The 16,971-nt window shown below is 55.2% G+C and carries 16 protein-coding genes; 2 read left to right on the top strand and 14 right to left on the bottom strand.

Annotated features, from left to right (window positions below; all coding sequences use genetic code 11):
* Positions 1–10: 10 nt before the first annotated feature.
* The 7 genes from QUD59_RS15600 to glnT all read right to left on the bottom strand — a co-directional run bounded on the left by QUD59_RS15600 (position 11) and on the right by glnT (position 7,505).
* Positions 11–1,258, bottom strand: coding sequence for an FAD-dependent oxidoreductase (locus tag QUD59_RS15600; protein ID WP_286238104.1), 1,248 nt, complete (start codon positions 1,256–1,258; stop codon positions 11–13).
* A 45-nt stretch (positions 1,259–1,303) separates the two neighbouring features.
* Positions 1,304–2,191: a bifunctional methylenetetrahydrofolate dehydrogenase/methenyltetrahydrofolate cyclohydrolase FolD gene (folD, locus tag QUD59_RS15595; RefSeq protein WP_286238102.1), complete on the bottom strand. Its 888-nt coding sequence runs from the start codon at positions 2,189–2,191 to the stop codon at positions 1,304–1,306.
* 11 nt (positions 2,192–2,202) lie between these two features.
* Positions 2,203–3,072 carry a formyltetrahydrofolate deformylase gene (gene purU / locus QUD59_RS15590; RefSeq protein ID WP_286238101.1) on the bottom strand — a complete coding sequence of 290 codons (870 nt, stop codon included), beginning with the start codon at positions 3,070–3,072 and terminating at the stop codon, positions 2,203–2,205.
* 110 nt (positions 3,073–3,182) lie between these two features.
* A complete protein-coding gene (locus tag QUD59_RS15585) occupies positions 3,183–4,511 on the bottom strand; it encodes an FMN-binding glutamate synthase family protein (protein WP_286238099.1) in 1,329 nt (442 codons plus the stop codon).
* 23 nt (positions 4,512–4,534) lie between these two features.
* Positions 4,535–5,218, bottom strand: a complete 684-nt coding sequence (locus tag QUD59_RS15580) for a GltB/FmdC/FwdC-like GXGXG domain-containing protein (protein ID WP_286238098.1) — start codon at positions 5,216–5,218, stop codon at positions 4,535–4,537.
* 22 nt (positions 5,219–5,240) lie between these two features.
* On the bottom strand, positions 5,241–6,143 hold the full coding sequence (locus QUD59_RS15575; protein ID WP_286238097.1) for a class II glutamine amidotransferase: 903 nt from the start codon (positions 6,141–6,143) through the stop codon (positions 5,241–5,243).
* Between the two features lie 30 nt (positions 6,144–6,173).
* A complete protein-coding gene (gene glnT, locus QUD59_RS15570; protein ID WP_286238096.1) occupies positions 6,174–7,505 on the bottom strand; it encodes a type III glutamate--ammonia ligase in 1,332 nt (443 codons plus the stop codon).
* A 278-nt stretch (positions 7,506–7,783) separates the two neighbouring features.
* Between glnT and QUD59_RS15565 the strand changes: the two genes are divergently transcribed.
* Entirely contained in the window at positions 7,784–8,377 is a 594-nt protein-coding gene (locus QUD59_RS15565) for a helix-turn-helix domain-containing protein (RefSeq protein ID WP_286238094.1), read from the top strand.
* A 75-nt stretch (positions 8,378–8,452) separates the two neighbouring features.
* Here the strand turns inward: QUD59_RS15565 and QUD59_RS15560 are convergent, their stop codons facing one another.
* On the bottom strand, positions 8,453–9,706 hold the full coding sequence (locus tag QUD59_RS15560; RefSeq protein WP_286238093.1) for an ammonium transporter: 1,254 nt from the start codon (positions 9,704–9,706) through the stop codon (positions 8,453–8,455).
* Positions 9,707–9,716: 10 nt separating this feature from the next.
* Positions 9,717–10,055 (bottom strand): P-II family nitrogen regulator, encoded by a 339-nt coding sequence (locus QUD59_RS15555; RefSeq protein ID WP_286238092.1) that lies wholly within the window; start codon positions 10,053–10,055, stop codon positions 9,717–9,719.
* Positions 10,056–10,451: 396 nt separating this feature from the next.
* Between QUD59_RS15555 and katG the strand changes: the two genes are divergently transcribed.
* Positions 10,452–12,602: a catalase/peroxidase HPI gene (gene katG, locus QUD59_RS15550; protein WP_286241043.1), complete on the top strand. Its 2,151-nt coding sequence runs from the start codon at positions 10,452–10,454 to the stop codon at positions 12,600–12,602.
* A 68-nt stretch (positions 12,603–12,670) separates the two neighbouring features.
* Here the strand turns inward: katG and QUD59_RS15545 are convergent, their stop codons facing one another.
* From QUD59_RS15545 to QUD59_RS15525, 5 genes are all read right to left on the bottom strand, one after another.
* Positions 12,671–13,459, bottom strand: coding sequence for a substrate-binding periplasmic protein (locus tag QUD59_RS15545; RefSeq protein WP_286238091.1), 789 nt, complete (start codon positions 13,457–13,459; stop codon positions 12,671–12,673).
* A gap of 38 nt (positions 13,460–13,497) precedes the next feature.
* A complete protein-coding gene (locus tag QUD59_RS15540; protein ID WP_286238090.1) occupies positions 13,498–13,806 on the bottom strand; it encodes an NIPSNAP family protein in 309 nt (102 codons plus the stop codon).
* A 30-nt stretch (positions 13,807–13,836) separates the two neighbouring features.
* Complete coding sequence (locus QUD59_RS15535; RefSeq protein ID WP_286238089.1) at positions 13,837–14,160, bottom strand: DUF1330 domain-containing protein; 324 nt, start codon at positions 14,158–14,160, stop codon at positions 13,837–13,839.
* Positions 14,161–14,287: 127 nt separating this feature from the next.
* Positions 14,288–15,586, bottom strand: a complete 1,299-nt coding sequence (gene codB, locus QUD59_RS15530; protein ID WP_286238088.1) for a cytosine permease — start codon at positions 15,584–15,586, stop codon at positions 14,288–14,290.
* A 48-nt stretch (positions 15,587–15,634) separates the two neighbouring features.
* Complete coding sequence (locus QUD59_RS15525) at positions 15,635–16,915, bottom strand: amidohydrolase family protein (protein WP_286238087.1); 1,281 nt, start codon at positions 16,913–16,915, stop codon at positions 15,635–15,637.
* Positions 16,916–16,971 lie beyond the last annotated feature (56 nt).

The following is a 16,971-nucleotide window of genomic DNA, read 5'->3' as shown; positions in this document are numbered from 1 at the left end:
CACATCCCCCTTAGTGACTGGCAGCCGTAGCGCCCATCTCGTTGACCTGACGGAAACTGTCAAAGCGGGCCATAGAGAACGGCTGGATCAGCTCAGGCACCTTGCCCCCGCTGGAGACCAGTTCAGCCATGGTCTTGCCGCAGATTGGGGTGGACTTAAAGCCCCAGGTGCCCCAGCCGGCATCCAGATAGTAATTTTCAACCGGGCTCAGCCCCATAATCGGACTGTAGTCCGAGGTCATGTCGGTCAGGCCCGCCCACTGCCGCATCAGGCGCATGTTCGCCATAAACGGGAACAGCTCAATCGCATGGGCCAGCAGGCTCTCTTTCAGATCCATGGTGGAGCGGGTGTTATACAGCGGATAGGGATCAGAGCCGCCGCCAAACACCAGCTCTCCGCGCCCGGTCTGCTGCACATAGCAGTGCAGCGAGGGCGAGCTGACCAGTGGATCAAGGAAGGGTTTCACCGGCTGGGTCACCATCGCCTGCAGCGGATAGGACTGAATCGGCATGCGGAATCCGGCTTTAGCTGCCAGCAGTGAACTGTGTCCGGCCACGGCCTGAATGGCGCAGCCACACTGAATCGTGCCACGGTTGGTTTTCACCGCCGTTACCCGGTTATTGGTCACCACAATATCCGTGACTTCGGTCAGTTGGTGCAGCTCAACCCCGCGCTGGGTAGCGCCTTTGGCGTAGCCCCAGGCCACCGCATCATGCCGTGCGGTCGCCCCGTCCATGTGCCATAGCCCGGCCAGAACCGGCAGATGCCCCGGGTTCATATTCAGCGTTGGCACCAGCTCTTTGATCTGCTGCGGATCGATCAGCTCGGTTTTACCGCCATAGTGACGGTTGATCTCCGCCCGCTGGCGGAATCCGCGCACTGCCGCATCGGTATGCGCCAGCGTAAGCTGACCCCGCTTCGAATACATGATGTTGAAATCAAACTCGTTGGATAAGCCTTCAAACAGTCTGACCGATTCGGTATAGAACTTTACCCCTTCCGGAGTCAGGTAGTTGGAACGGATCACCGCCGTGTTACGTGCGGTGTTGCCGCCGCCCAGATAGCCTTTCTCTAACACCGCAACATTGGTAATGCCATGGTACTTTGCCAGATAGTAGGCGGTGGCAACCCCGTGGCCGCCAGCACCGATGATGACCACATCGTAGCTGGATTTCAGCTCCGCAGGCGCCGGCAGATCGGCGTGTTTTTCAAATGGATAGTCTTTATTCAGACCATACTTAAGTAATGAGAAAGGCATAAGCCCTGCCTCCATAATCTATTTCAGATAGATAAAACTGAATGATTAACCGGCTTTCAGCCGGGCTTCCCGTTGTGCTTCGATTGCCCGGGCTGCGGTCAGTGTGTTCTGCATAAGGCAGGCGATGGTCATTGGCCCCACGCCCCCCGGAACCGGGGTAATCGCGCTGGCAAGTGGCTCTGCGTTGGCAAAGTCCACATCCCCGACCAGACGCCGGCGACCGTCCCGCTCGATGGCATTGATACCCACATCAATCACAATCGCGCCCGGTTTGATCCAGCTCGATTTGACCTGCTCCGGGCGACCGATTGCCGCAACGACGATATCCGCCTGAGAACAGATCGCTTCGATATTGCGGGTGCGGGAGTGCACCACCGTGACACTGCAGTTCGCCTGCAGCAGCAGTGCCGCCATCGGTTTACCGACGATGTTGGAACGACCGATCACCACGGCATGTTTTCCACTCAGATCGTCACAGACCTGACGCAGCATGATCATGCAACCCAGTGGGGTGCAGGGCACCAGCGCAGGTTCGCCACAGGCCAGCGCACCGACATTCATCGGGTGAAAGCCATCCACATCTTTCTGTGGTGAGATCGCTGCGATCACTTCCGCCTCGTTGAGATGATCTGGCAGAGGCAACTGCACCAGAATGCCGTCGACTGCCGGGTTCGCATTCAGCTCAGCAATCAGTTGGTTAAGTGTCTCCTGCGAGCAGTCCGCCGGCAGCTTGTGCTCGATGGAGTTCATCCCCACTTCACCGGCCCGCTTCACCTTGTTACGGACATACACCTGGCTGGCGGGGTCTTCCCCCACCAGCACCACGGCGAGGCCCGGTGTACGTGCATAGTGTTGTCTGAATGCGGTGACCCCAAGGGCCACCTCATCGATCACCTGCTGTGATATCTGCTTGCCGTCTATTAACGATGCCATTGCAATCACCCCTACTTGAAGACAACCGTCTTGTTGCCGTCGAGAAATACCCTGTGCTCCACATGCATCTTCACCGCCTTGGCCAGCGCCACGGTTTCAGTATCCCGGCCCACCGCAACCAGCGCTTCAGGGCTGTAGGTGTGATCCACCGGCTGAACCGCCTGCTCGATGATCGGGCCTTCATCCAGATCGGAGGTCACATAGTGCGACGTGGCACCGATCAGTTTCACACCGCGCTCATGGGCCTGATGGTAAGGCTTGGCACCTTTGAAACCGGGCAGGAAGGAGTGGTGAATATTGATCGCACGACCGCTCAACTCAGCACACAGGTTGTCGGAGAGGATCTGCATGTAGCGCGCCAGCACCACCAGCTCGGTACCGGATTCCTCAACAATCTCCAGCAGCGCGTTTTCCTGATCGCGTTTGTTCTCTTTATTCACCGGCAGGTGGATAAAGCGAATCCCCTCACGCTCGGCCATGGGCCGCAGATCTTTGTGGTTGGAGACAATCGCGGTGATCTCCATGTTGATTTCGCCTTTGTGCAGGCGGTACAGAAGATCATCCAGACAGTGGTCGAACTTGCTGACCATGATCAGCACTTTGGTCGGCTGATCGGCTGCCACCAGTTTCCAGTCCATATCAAACTGTTCCGCGATCGCTTCGAACTCGCCGCGCAGGTCACTCAGACCATAGGCGCCCTGCTCCACATGAAAGCGGCAACGGGTAAAGAAGGTATGGCTGTCCGGATCATCGTACTGGCTCATCTCACTGATGTAGCAGCCCCGATCCGCCAGAAACACGCTCATAGCTGACACAATGCCGCTGCGCGCCGGGCAGCTCACCTTCAGAATGTATTCTTTGTTTGTACTCTCGTTTGTCATAACAGCAGCCCCTACGGCCCCCCTGATTGGCTATGTCCGGGTTTTTCGAGACAAAAGAACCCCGGCGAGGCGCCACGCACCTCGCGTAACATATTGATTCGATTAATTAATTAGAATTGCTGACCGGGAATCCAGGTAGTACCGGCCAGTGGCACACGCGCCATCGCTGCGGATTCAACCGTCAGCGCGACCAGATCTTCCGGTTCCAGGTTACGCAGATCATTTTTACCGCAGGCGCGGGCCAGGGTCTGTGCTTCCAGCGTCAGTACATTCAGGTAGTTTGCCAGTTTACGACCCGCCACCACCGGATCGAGCCGTTTCATCAGCTCCGGGTCCTGCGTGGAGATACCGGCCGGGTCTTTACCTTCGTGGTAATCATCGTAAAAACCTGCGGCGGAACCGATCTTTTTGAACTCTTCATCGTACATCGGGTGGTTACAACCCAGCGCCACCAGCGCTGCGGTACCAATCGCCACCGCATCGGCTCCCAGTGCCATACACTTGGCTACATCGGCACCGTTACGGATACCACCGGAGACAATAAGCTGTACCTTACGGTGCATGCCCATCTCCTGCAGTGCCTGTACCGCCTGAGGAATCGCGGCCAGCGTTGGAATACCCACGTGTTCGATAAACACATCCTGAGTCGCGGCAGTACCGCCCTGCATACCATCCACCACGATCACATCGGCACCGGCTTTCACCGCCAGCTTCACATCGTAGTAGGTACGGGTAGCACCGACTTTAATGTAGATCGGTACCTGCCAGTCGGTAATTTCGCGCAGTTCCTGAATTTTGATCGCCAGATCATCCGGGCCGGTCCAGTCCGGGTGACGGCAGGCAGAACGCTGATCCACGCCTTTTGGCAGGGTACGCATCTGTGCCACACGATCGGTGATCTTCTGCCCCAGCAGCATGCCGCCGCCACCGGGTTTCGCGCCCTGTCCGAGTACGACTTCGATCGCATCCGCTTTGCGCAGATCATCCGGGTTCATGCCGTAGCGCGATGGCAGGTACTGATACACCAGTTTGCTCGACTGACCGCGCTCTTCCGGTGTCATACCACCATCACCGGTGGTGGTGGAGGTGCCCATCAGAGAGGCGCCACGCCCCAGCGCCTCTTTGGCGTTTGCCGACAGCGCACCAAAACTCATGCCGGCGATAGTGACCGGAATATCCAGCACAATCGGCTTCTTCGCGAAGCGGGTACCCAGTGTAACGGAGGTGTTGCACTTCTCGCGGTAACCCTCCAGCGGGTAGCGCGACATGCTTGCGCCCAGAAACAGCAGGTCATCAAAGTGCGGCAGTTTACGTTTTGCACCAAAGCCACGGATATCGTAAATACCGGTGTCGGCAGCGCGACGGATTTCGGCCATCGTTGTGCGGTCAAAGGTTGCTGATTCCCGCAGGCCATCTTTCACATTAATATCTTCACTCATTGTTCTGTCCTCAAGATCCAGCATTAATAGGCTGATGCGTTATCAACTTTAAAGTTATAGAGACCACGGGCGGAGCCGTAGCGCTTGAACTGAGCCGGATCTTCATCGACCCCGGCGCGGTTCAGCAATGCGGTCAGCTCCTCAATGTGCTCATCGCGCATCTCTTTCTCAACGCAGTCGGCACCCAGTGATTTCACGCTGCCCTTCACGTAGATATGCACCTCGTAGAGGGAATCGCCCAGCGCATCACCCGCATCGCCGCAAACCACCAGCGAACCCGCCTGGCCCATAAAGCAGCTCATATGACCGACGTTGCCTTTAACCACGATATCGACCCCTTTCATGGAGATACCGCAGCGCGCACCGGCATTGCCTTCGATGACCAGCAGGCCACCGTGAGCGGTAGCACCTGCCGCCTGAGACGCATCGCCTTTGACCCGGACGGTACCGGACATCATGTTCTCTGCCACACCCTGACCGGCATTGCCGTGCACCGTAACATGGGCTTTTTTGTTCATACCGGCACAGAAGTAACCGGCGTGCCCCTTAATATCGACGGACAGATTCTGGTCAAGACCGCAGGCCAGGTTGTGCTGCCCTTTCGGCTCCAGCACTTCCCACTCCCGTTCGGTACACTCAACTGCCTGTTCATGCAGAGCCTGATTCAGGTCACGAACTGTCTTTTCTGCTAAATTGATCGATTTCATCGTTCTATCCTTCACTAAGCTCTTACTGATCACGTTCCCAGACATAGATGGTGGCCGGCTCCGGCTCCCAGACTCTGGCATTCTCGATTCCCGGCAGGGTTGTCAGCGCCTGATACTCTGAAGCCATCGCCACGTAGTCATCCGTTTCCGCCAGAACCGCAGGCTTACAGGCGATCGGATCGCGTACCACGGCAAAGCCGTCGCGGGTGCCGATGGTGAAGGTAAAGAAACCATCCAGATCCTTAAGCGCGTTTTCCAGTGCCTGATTCAGCGTGTCGCCTTCCTGCAGACGCCAGGTCAGGTAACCTGCTGCAACTTCGGAATCGTTCTCAGTCTGGAACTCAACACCTGCACGTTTCAGCTCTTCACGCAGTCGGTTGTGATTAGAGAGGGAGCCGTTGTGCACCAGACACAGATCCATTCCGGTTGAGAACGGGTGACTGCCCTCCATGGTGACCGCAGATTCTGTCGCCATGCGGGTATGGCCGATGATATGGCTGCCCTTCATTCCAGAGAGGTTAAAGGTTCCGGCGATATTCTCCGGCAGCCCCACCTCTTTGAGGATTTCGATCGACTGGCCGGCACTCAGCACCAGCACATCCGGTGCTACCGAGCGCACCATTGCCAGCGCCTGATCCGCATCGGTCTGTACTTTAAACACAGCGACTTTGCTGTTCTTGAACCACTCAACACCGCAGCCAAGGCTGTCCTGCAGTGCGATCGCCAACTGATCCCAGTCATAAGATTCATCGCTATGGCGCAGGGTCAGCTTGGTTGCATCCTCTGCCACTTCATCACCATAAATGGCGAACCCGGCACTGTCAGGACCACGGTCCGTCATCGCAATCAGCATGGGAGTAAATAGTTCACCCAGCTGGCTCTCCAGTGCTTTGTTTTTAAGATAAAGACCCACTATTCCACACATAAAAACCTCAACTCTTCTCAGCCAGGTAAATTAGAAAAATTCGGCGTAACGCTTCAGTTCCCAGTCGGAAACATGGCGGCTGTAATCGATCCACTCCGCGCGTTTCACTTTCAGGAACTCATCAACAATTTCACTGCCCAGACGCTCTTTAAGTACGCTGTCTGCTTCCAGCGCATCCAGTGCTTCGTTCAGGTTCTGCGGCAGAATTTCGATCCCTTCGGCTTCGCGTTCCGCTTCGCTCAGGGCATAGAGATTGATATTTTTCGGCGCGCCCGGGTCCAGCTCCCGCTCGATCCCGTCCAGACCGGCCGCAATCAGCGCAGCGTGAACCAGATACGGGTTGCAGCCGGAATCCGGCAGGCGGAACTCGAGTCGGCCATAAGGCACCCGCACCATGGCGGAACGGTTATTGTCACCGTAAGCGATATAGGCCGGTGCCCAGGTGGCGCCGGAAGCCGAACCGCCAACAACCAGTCGTTTATATGAATTCACGGTCGGTGCAGAGAAGGCGCACAGCGCTTTGGCGTGATGCAGCAGACCGGCGGTGAAGTGGTACGCCATCTTCGACAGGCCCATACCGTTCACATCACTGTCATCGTTAAACAGGTTTTTGCCATCTTTATCGGTAATGGAGAGATGGAAGTGCATGCCGTTACCGGTGCGGTCGGAAGCCGGTTTAGGCATAAAGGAGCAGATCATGCCCAGATCATTGGCGATCTCACCGGCCGCCATCCGCACCATGGTGAAACGGTCCGCAGACTCCAGCGCATTTCCGTAGGTGTAGTTGATCTCGAACTGGCCGTTAGCGTCCTCGTGATCGATCTGATAGACATCGAAGTCCAGCTTCTGCAGAGACTCCACCAGCGTTTCCAGAAACTCGCGGGAACGGGACAGGCCTTTATAGTCGTAGCAGGGCTTATCGAGTTGGTCGGTCTCATCAACCGGGGCCAGACTGCCATCTTCGGCGCGGCTGAACAGAGAGAACTCAGGTTCCAGACCGGTGTTCAGAGTCCAGCCTTTATCGGCCAGCTTTTTCAACTGCTTCTTCAGAACCACCCGGCTGTCATATGGGTAGGGTTCGCCATTCACATGACCATCGCAGACAATACGTGCATAACCCGGCTGCCAGGGAACAATCGACAGGGTATCCAGATCACCGCGTGCCATGAAGTCAGGACCATGCGGCTCCATTCCCAGACCCCAGACCGCAAACCCGGCAAAACCCGCACCGCTTTCAACCACGTCCATCAGACAGTGAGCCGGCACTGATTTAGTCTTGGCAACACCATGAATATCCACAAATTGAGCCAGGATATATTTGATCTCATTGTCACTGATGAACTTATCTATATCTTTGGACATTTCCTTACTCCATGCTTTTCGTACCTGCCGCTTGCTGGGCCAGAATCAGGCACTTTCATTTCAGTAAATTTATTTACCTAATAGGAAAGCACAGAGCGTGCCAACGAATTTCCTATTGGGAATATTTATTTCCCAATGCGATAAGCCGTTGATTTACAAAGAATTGGTAAAATTATTTTCTTTGTGGGAATATTATGAGGATTCAGCGACACCCGTTTGCACACCGATAAAGCGCACCGGTTTAGCACACATGGCACCAGATAGAGGCACGTTTCGCGATGAACGACACAAAGGACACCAAGTTTGATCTTGACCAGTACATCGGCATGAAGGTCAAAAAAGCCCGTCTTGATGAGGGGCTGAAACTGGTCGATGTAGCACGGATATCCGGTATCAGTCAGGGGATGGTGAGTAAGATAGAGAACGCTCAGGTCTCAACCAGTCTGGAAACCCTGAGCCGACTGTGTAACGCGATTGGCCTGCCGATTTCGAAACTGTTTACCGACTATGATCGTCCCGATGGCGGAGCCCAGTTCACCAAGGCCGGTGAAGGGCTGGAAGTGGTCCGGCGCGGCACCGAGAAGGGTCACACCTACCAGCTACTCACATACAAACGCGGCGGAAAAACCAACTTTGAGCCGTTTATGGTGAGCATGGACGATCTCTCAGAGGTATTTCCCACCTTCTCCCATCCGGGTGAGGAGTTTATCTATCTGGTTTCCGGTAGTCTGGTTTACCGCCACGGCAACCACCTTTATGAGATGGAAGCCGGCGACAGCCTGACCTTCGATGCCGAAGTTCCTCACGGCCCGGAGCGGCTGGTTGAAGTCCCTATCAAGCTGCTCTCGATCATTCACTACGACAACGAATAAAACGCTCACTGTTCAGCGCCACGGCACAAAAAAAACACCGGCACAGGGCCGGTGTTTTTTTGTCGGCGAAGGTGTTTATTTATCTTTGGTGAATTCCGGATAAGCCGTCATACCACATTCGTACACATCCATACCTTCCATCTCTTCCTCATCACTGACCCGCAGACCCATGGTCTTTTTAATGATCAGCAGCACCACAAAGGAAGCGGCAAACATCCAGACAAAGGTCGCCACCGTACCGATCAACTGACCGGCAAAGGTCGCATCGGGGTTACTTAACAGTACCGCGAAGATCCCCCAGATACCGGCAGAGCCATGAACGGAGATCGCCCCGACCGGGTCATCGAGCTTCAGCTTATCCAGCATCAGCACAGAACCCACCACAACCAGGCCGCCAATAGCGCCTATAACGGTCGCCAGCCCCGCCGTAGGTGCCAGCGGTTCAGCGGTGATCGCCACCAGACCTGCCAACGCACCGTTAATGGTCATAGTCAGGTCGGTTTTGCCAAACAGTGCCCGAGCCAGCAGCGCCGCAGCCACCATACCCGCAGCCGCGGCCGCATTGGTATTGACAAAGATTTTCGCAACCGCATTGGCTTCATCCACGTTGGCGATCTTGAGCTCAGAGCCACCGTTGAAGCCAAACCAGCCCATCCAGAGGATAAACATGCCCAGTGTCGCCATGGGCAGGTTCGCACCCGGAATTGCATTCACTTCGCCCTGTTTTCCGTAACGGCCTTTACGTGGCCCCACCAGAATCACAGCCGCCAGCGCCGCCGCAGCACCCGCCATATGCACCACAACAGATCCGGCAAAATCCTGGAAGCCCAACTGGTCGAGGAAACCACCGCCCCACTTCCAGTAACCCTCTACCGGGTAGATAAAAGCGACCATAAAGATGGCGAAGGTGAGGAACGGCCAGAGGCGCATCCGCTCAGCCACCGCGCCGGATACAATCGACATGGTCGCTGCCGCGAATACTGCCTGGAAGATAAAGTCAGCCATACCGGAGTAGTACGGCGCATCGTCACCGCCCGCCAGCACAGATTCCGCACTGTTATCCGCGCCCAGCATAAAGTCGAGGCCCGGAATAAAACTGCTCACCGGATTAGCCGGGTACATGACGTTGTAGCCGACCAGCAGATAAACAATACAGGCGATACCGTAAAGCAGCGCATTCTTGTTGAGAATCTCAACGGTGTTTTTAGCCCGAACCAGACCGGCCTCGAGCATGGCAAAGCCTGCGGCCATCCACATCACCAGTACGGTGCACATCAGAAAGTAAAAGGTGTCCAGCGCATAGGCCAGCTCTAAAGAAAGGTTTTCCATGGTTTACTCCTTACAACGCCATTTCGCCGGATTCTGCCGTTCTGATACGGACGACCTGTTCCAGATCAAAAACAAAAATCTTTCCATCGCCCACCTTGCCGGTGGCGCCTGCATTGCAGATCGCCTCTGCAACAGCCTCTTCCTGATCCCCGGAAACGGCTACCTCAAGTTTTATCTTGGGCTGGAACTCAATCTTGTACTCGGCACCACGATAAAGCTCGGTGTGGCCTGACTGGCGGCCATAACCCCTGACCTCAGACACCGTAATTCCTTTGACCCCCACCTCCTGCAGGGCTTCACGAACGTCCTCCAGCTTGTGGGGGCGTATGATCGCGCTTATCAACTTCATCTTTGAAACTCCCGTTAAGAATATTTATTTCTTAATAGGAATATCGAAGAATCGTACCAACTATGAAAAAACCTTATTAATCAGATGGTTAGCTAAAGAATTGCCATTTTTGCGCACAGCGACCGCTATATTTATGGGCCTGCGCAGCCGAGCCTGCCCTATCCCGGTGCATCCATACACATCTGAAATGGGGCTAACTGCGTAACGGCTGTGATTGCCAGTCACTATCAACGGTATTGGAAATTGATATTTCTATAAGTGAACCGGTGAGACTAGGCTGAAAGGACCGGAAAACATATCAGCAAAACAGAGCAGTACCTACTGATAAGAGATGCCAACCAACGAAAGGAATACGCCGTGAGCCAGAGTAATCAAAGCGCAGGAAAATGCCCGTTTATGCATGGTGGTAATACCACCTCGGACAGCACCAATGTCGACTGGTGGCCCAAAACCCTCAATCTGGACATCCTGCATCAGCACGATCATAAAACCGACCCGCTAGGCGAGAGTTTCGACTACGCCGAGGCGTTCAAAAAGCTTGATCTGGAAGCGGTTAAACAGGACCTGAAAAGCCTGATGACTGACAGCCAGGCATGGTGGCCTGCCGACTGGGGGCACTACGGCGGCCTGATGATCCGCATGACCTGGCACGCAGCGGGTAGTTACCGTATTGCCGACGGCCGTGGTGGCGGTGGCACCGGTAACCAGCGTTTCGCTCCACTGAACAGTTGGCCGGATAACGCCAATCTGGATAAAGCCCGTCGTCTGCTCTGGCCCATTAAAAAGAAATATGGCAACAACCTCTCCTGGGCAGATCTGATCATCCTCGCCGGTAATATGGCTTATGAATCCATGGGCCTGAAAACCTTTGGCTTCGGCGGCGGCCGCCCTGACATCTGGCATCCTGAGAAAGATACGTTCTGGGGTGCCGAGAAAGAGTGGCTGGCACCCACGGAAAACCCGAACAGCCGTTATTCGGGCGAGCGCGACCTGCAGAACCCGCTGGCGGCGGTGATGATGGGCCTGATCTACGTTAACCCTGAAGGGGTTGATGGTAAGCCGGATCCGCTTAAAACCGCGCAGGATGTACGCGTCACCTTCGCCCGCATGGGTATGGATGATGAAGAAACCGTGGCCCTCACCGCCGGTGGCCACACCGTGGGTAAAGCACACGGTAACGGCAACGCCGACAATCTGGGGCCTGAACCGGAAGCTGCAGATGTCGAAGAACAGGGCCTTGGCTGGAACAATAAAGTGGGTCGCGGCGTCGGTCGGGACACGGTGACCAGTGGTCTCGAAGGCGCATGGACCACTCATCCGACCCAGTGGGATAACGGCTATTTTAACCTGCTGCTGAACCATGAGTGGGAACTGAAGAAAAGCCCTGCCGGCGCCTGGCAGTGGGAACCGGTAGCTATTAAAGAGGAAGACAAACCGGTTGACGTGGAAGATCCTTCAATCCGCTATAACCCGATCATGACCGATGCGGACATGGCGATGAAGATGGACCCGGATTACCGCAAAATCTCCGAGCGCTTCCATCAGGATCAGGCCTACTTCTCGGAAACCTTTGCCCGCGCCTGGTTCAAACTGACACACCGGGATATGGGGCCGAAAAGCCGCTATCTGGGCGCCGACGTACCCGCTGAAGATCTGATCTGGCAGGACCCGATCCCGACCGTGGATTATCATCTGAGCGACACTGAAATTGCCGACCTGAAACAGCAGATTATGGCCAGCGGCCTCAGCGTTTCAGAACTGATCGCCACCGCCTGGGACAGCGCCCGTACCTTCCGTGGTTCGGACTACCGTGGCGGCGCGAACGGTGGTCGGATTCGTCTGGCTCCGCAAAAGGACTGGGAGGGCAACGAACCCGCCCGGTTACAGAAGGTGCTGAGCGCACTGGAAACCCTTCAGACCAGTCTGGATAAACCGGTGTCAATGGCAGACCTGATTGTACTTGGCGGCTGTGCAGCACTGGAGAAAGCAGCCCGCGACGGCGGCGTGAATATCGATGTGCCTTTCACCCCGGGTCGCGGTGATGCGACTCAGGCAATGACCGACGAAGAATCCTTTGAGGTGCTGGAGCCGTTGCATGATGGCTTCCGCAACTGGATGAAGCAGGATGATTATGTGGTTTCAGCCGAGGAGATGTTATTGGATCGCGCCCAGTTAATGGGCCTGACCGCTCCGGAGATGACGGTACTGATCGGCGGTATGCGGGTGCTCGGCGCTAACCATGGTGGCAGCCAGCGGGGCGTCTTAACCGATCGCGAAGGTGTGCTGAGTAATGACTTTTTCGTCAACCTGACGGATATGAATTACACCTGGAAACCGGCCGGTAAAAACCTGTACGAGATCTGCGAACGTCAGTCCGGCTCTGTGAAGTGGACAGCAACACGTGTGGATCTGGTGTTCGGTTCCAACTCCATACTCCGCGCTTACGCTGAGGTTTATGCGCAGGATGATAACCGTGAAAAGTTTGTCCATGACTTCGTTAAAGCCTGGGTCAAAGTGATGAACGCGGATCGCTTCGATCTGAACTGATTCTGCACAACCGAAACAGCGGGGATGGCGTTTCTTAACCGAGGCCCATTCCCGCTTTTGTTACCCGGCTATTCGCTCACAGCGCCCTGCCAGTCGTCAATAGCATAGCGATCCAGTATCAACTGCAACTGCCCGTTTGCCCGCATCGCGCGGATTCCTTCAGAAAGAATCCGGGCATAATCCGGGCTATCCGGGTTGGCTCTGGAGAAGCCGATGACCACCGGGTTGAGCGCATGCAGACTCCCTGCTGCTGCAATCTCCTGCGCCATTCCCAGCTTTGTGGCGGTGTATAACACCACAATCCGGTCATCAATCAGGGTATCGATACGATCTTTACGCAGTTTTTTCAGGTTTTTTTCCAGCGGCGCTTCGCCATGAACATACTGAACCTTCGGACTGTGTTTATGCTGCTGCAGATAAGTCTGAATCTCGGCAAACACGTAATCTTTGATCACGCCTATTTTACGCCGCTGCAGAGAGCGTTCTGAATCATCAGGATCATATTGCCAGCGGTCCCCCTTTCTGACAAAAAACACATTCTCGCTGACGCCGAGTATTTCGCCCGGCACCAGAAGATCACGTGCCAGTGCATCCTCGCGGTAGATGCCCACGACCCCGTCCATCTGTCCATTCTGAGTCTGCTGGATGCCCCGGGCATAGGGCCGGATCTCATAACTCACCTGATAACCCGCCACCTCAAACACCGCCCGGGCCAGTTCAATCAGGTAGCCTTCGCGTCCCTGTCGCGGGTCCATGGTGTATGGCGGCCAGACATCCGCCGTCAGACGGATCGGGTCTGCCAGCACTGAAAGAGGCAGCATCAGGAGGATGCACAGAACGACTGAATAACGTCTCATCGTGTGACGAAGCCTGTATATCAATGGCCCGGAACCGTTCAGGCCGGTAACAGCGGACGCATAAAGCTACGTTCGTAGCTGATTACACAACGGGTTTCTTCTGCGAAGCGAAAAGCCGCAAGGCAAGCCTCATCCTGCATGGAGTCTTTGCGGTATTGTTCATATTCAGCCAGTGACGGAAAGCTGAACAGCGCCAGCGCGATATTACTGGCCCCTTCAGAAGGCAGGAAGTAGCCATGATGCTGACCGCCGAACTTGTTCACCAGCGGAATCCACATCTGAGCATACTGTTCAAACTCGGCCAGTTTGTAAGGGTCAATCACGTAACGCAGATAACAGGTAACCACTATTTTGTCCTTAAACTGTCATGTTAAGGCTCAATCTTCTTTCAAAATCGGCCGCAGGTCATCCAGTTTATCAAACAGATGCCAGATATAATGTTCAGTACCGTTCTCCCGGTGGGGGTGCAGATCCGCCAGTTCAGGATCAAAACGATAGCTTTCGAACGACTCCTTAGATTTCCACTCCACCAGAATCATCACCGTGCGCGGCAGCATATCCCCCTGCACGGACTCACGGAATTTACCCAGCGAGATCACCTTGCCACCATGCCGTGCCACCGCATCAACCGAGCGCCTAGCATAAGCAAGATATTCATCACGATCTGAAATATCAAAAAGGTTCAGGGCATAAACCGGCATATTGAATACTCCTTTATGTTTGCCTGCCCTTCAGCCTATTCCATGCACACCCGTTGCGCCAAAAAAAAGCCGCCACCTGAACAGGTAGCGGCAAGGTTTACAGCACTCAGAGGCTATTTTTTACAGATCAGGCTACGGCAGACTGCTCTTGCTGATTGGCACCGTAGATCAGACGATACAGCAGGCAGTAACCCAGCATCGCACTGATAATGGCGTTCAGGGGTGCGACGCTGAACAGACCACGCTCCGGTGATGCAAACGAAACACCGATGGCGATTGCCCAGGCGATAATCGCCGCCCAGTTAACTGATTTGAACTGATGCTGATCCGGCTGCGCGTAACAGGTTTTACAGCGCAGATAGAAATCAGCAATGATCACCCCGCCGATTGGCGGCAGCGACACGCTGAGAAACACCAGCCAACTGACAAAGTTGTTGTAGAGGAACTCCGCGAAAATCGTCCCGATCGCACCGGCGACAATCACCAAGTGTACCCGCTTCAGACCGGTGATGTTTGCCAGCCCCAGACCCGAGGCATACAGCGCATTATCATTGGTAGTCCAGATATTCAGCACCAGCAGTGCGATCCCTGCGCCCAGCAGCCCCTGTTGTGCCAACACCTCGGCAATATCTGAAAGCCCGGTAGACGCCGCGCCGAATGCACCGAAGATAAACATCAGGCTGTTACCAAAAGTAAAACCGATGATGGTTGCCCAGACCCCGACTTTGCGGCTTTTCGCATAGCGAACGAAATCCGGCGTCAATGTAGCACCACTGATAAACGAACCAACCGCCAGCGAGATCCCTACCGCAAAGGTGAGCTGTTCAGCCGGCGCCACCGCCAACAGTGCATCCAGCCCCCCCTGAGTATCAGAGATTGCGGTGTACACCGACATACACCCCAGTATCAGGATGGCCGGCACTGCAATCGTACTCAGCCATTCGATCGCTTTGAAGCCGATGACTACGGTGTAGGTCATCAGAATCCCGCCGCCGATAATCAGTGGCAGATTGGGAATATCGAGAAACTTGTTGATCGGATAGGCAAACATCGCCACCCCCACACCAAACCAGCCGATCTGGGTAATCGCCAGCATCATCGAGGGTAACTTAGAGCCATTTTTACCAAAGGCGTAACGCGCCAGAATATGCGTGGAAAGGTTGGTTTTGGCTGCGGCGTAGCCCAGCAACGCGCCATACAGCCCGAGAATCAGGTTACCACCAAAGATCACGATAAACAGATCCGGCCACAGCCTGAAGCCCTGACCCAATGTGCCTCCGGTCCACATACTGGCGGCAAAAAAGGTAAAGCCAAGCATCACCGCAGACATGGAAAGCAGACCACGCCGTGCGCTTTCGGGGACCGGGGATAGCGCATAGTCCTCGTGCACAGCAGCGTAGTTCTCAGAGTTTTGCCGGTCAGACATTGTATTTCTCCTGTCTTGTTTTTATTCGTATTGAGAAAATTTCCGGGCTCAGAAGCGCCCGGTAGAGAAGCTCAGTGATTCCTCTCCCGCGCCCAGCGAGACAAAGTTTTCCTGAGCCGGGGTTCGCGCGATCACCTGACCACGCCGCACCACAAACAGCCGGTTTGGTTTCAGTTGCAGTGCCTCCACCGGGCTCTGCGCCTGCAGCACCACAAAATCCGCATGGCAGCCAACGTCGAGTCCATAGCCTTCCAGCCCCAGTACCCGGGCACCATTTTCTGTGACCGCAGCAAAGGCCTGTCGCATCTGCTCAAGTCCGGTCATCTGTGCCACATGCAGCCCCATATTCGCCACCTCCAGCATGTCGTGGCTGCCCAGGCTGTACCAGGGGTCCATCACACAATCATGGCCAAAGGCTACATTGATCCCGGCCTGGATCAGTTCAGGAACCCGGGTCATACCGCGGCGTTTCGGATAGCTGTCATGCCGTCCCTGCAAGGTGATATTGATCAGTGGATTAGCCACCACATGAAGACCCGCCTCACGCATCAGCGGCAGCAGCTTACTGACATAGTAATTATCCATGGAGTGCATTGAAGTCAGGTGGGAGCCAGTAACCCGGCCCTGTAATCCGAGGCGCTGAGTCTCAAACGCCAGGGTTTCGATATGCCGGGAGTGCGGGTCATCACTTTCATCGCAGTGCATATCAACCTGCAACCCACGCTGTTCGGCGATCTCACATAACTGGCGTACAGCACTGGCACCCTCGTCCATAGTGCGCTCAAAATGCGGGATGCCCCCCACCACATCAACGCCCATATCCAGCGCTCTGAGCAGGTTTTCGCGGGAGCGGCCATAACGCAGGAAACCATCCTGAGGGAAGGCCACCAGTTGCAGATCAAGGTAGGGCTTCATCTCTTCACGTACTTCCAGCAATGCCTGTACCGCCAGTAACCGGTCATCGCAGATATCCACGTGACTGCGGATACAGAGTGTGCCGCGGGCAATTGACCAGCGACACATCTGCAATGCCCGCTGTTTGATCGCTTCCACCGTCAGATCGGGCTTGAGCTCGCCCCAGATCTGAATCCCCTCCAGCAAAGTGCCGGACTGGTTCAGTCTCGGTTGTCCGAGGCTGAGGGCAGAATCCATATGAAAGTGGCTGTCGACAAAAGGCGGAGTGACCAAACAGCCCGCCGCGTCGATCTGTTGTTTTGCCGGCGTCTGAATCGACTCACCAATGGCACTGATTTTGCCGTTCTCTACCGCAATATCGATCCCTTTACGGCCATCGGGCAGAGTGGCATTACGAACCAGCATATCTAACATGCTACGCTCCTGAATTATCTGGAAGATGAAATAGCTGACATAACCCACACCTGACG

This window comes from Neptuniibacter halophilus (assembly GCF_030295765.1).
In the GTDB taxonomy this organism is placed as follows: domain Bacteria; phylum Pseudomonadota; class Gammaproteobacteria; order Pseudomonadales; family Balneatricaceae; genus Neptuniibacter; species Neptuniibacter halophilus.
The sequence above is the reverse complement of the archived record's forward strand: the minus strand, read 5'-3'. Positions and strand labels throughout refer to the sequence as shown.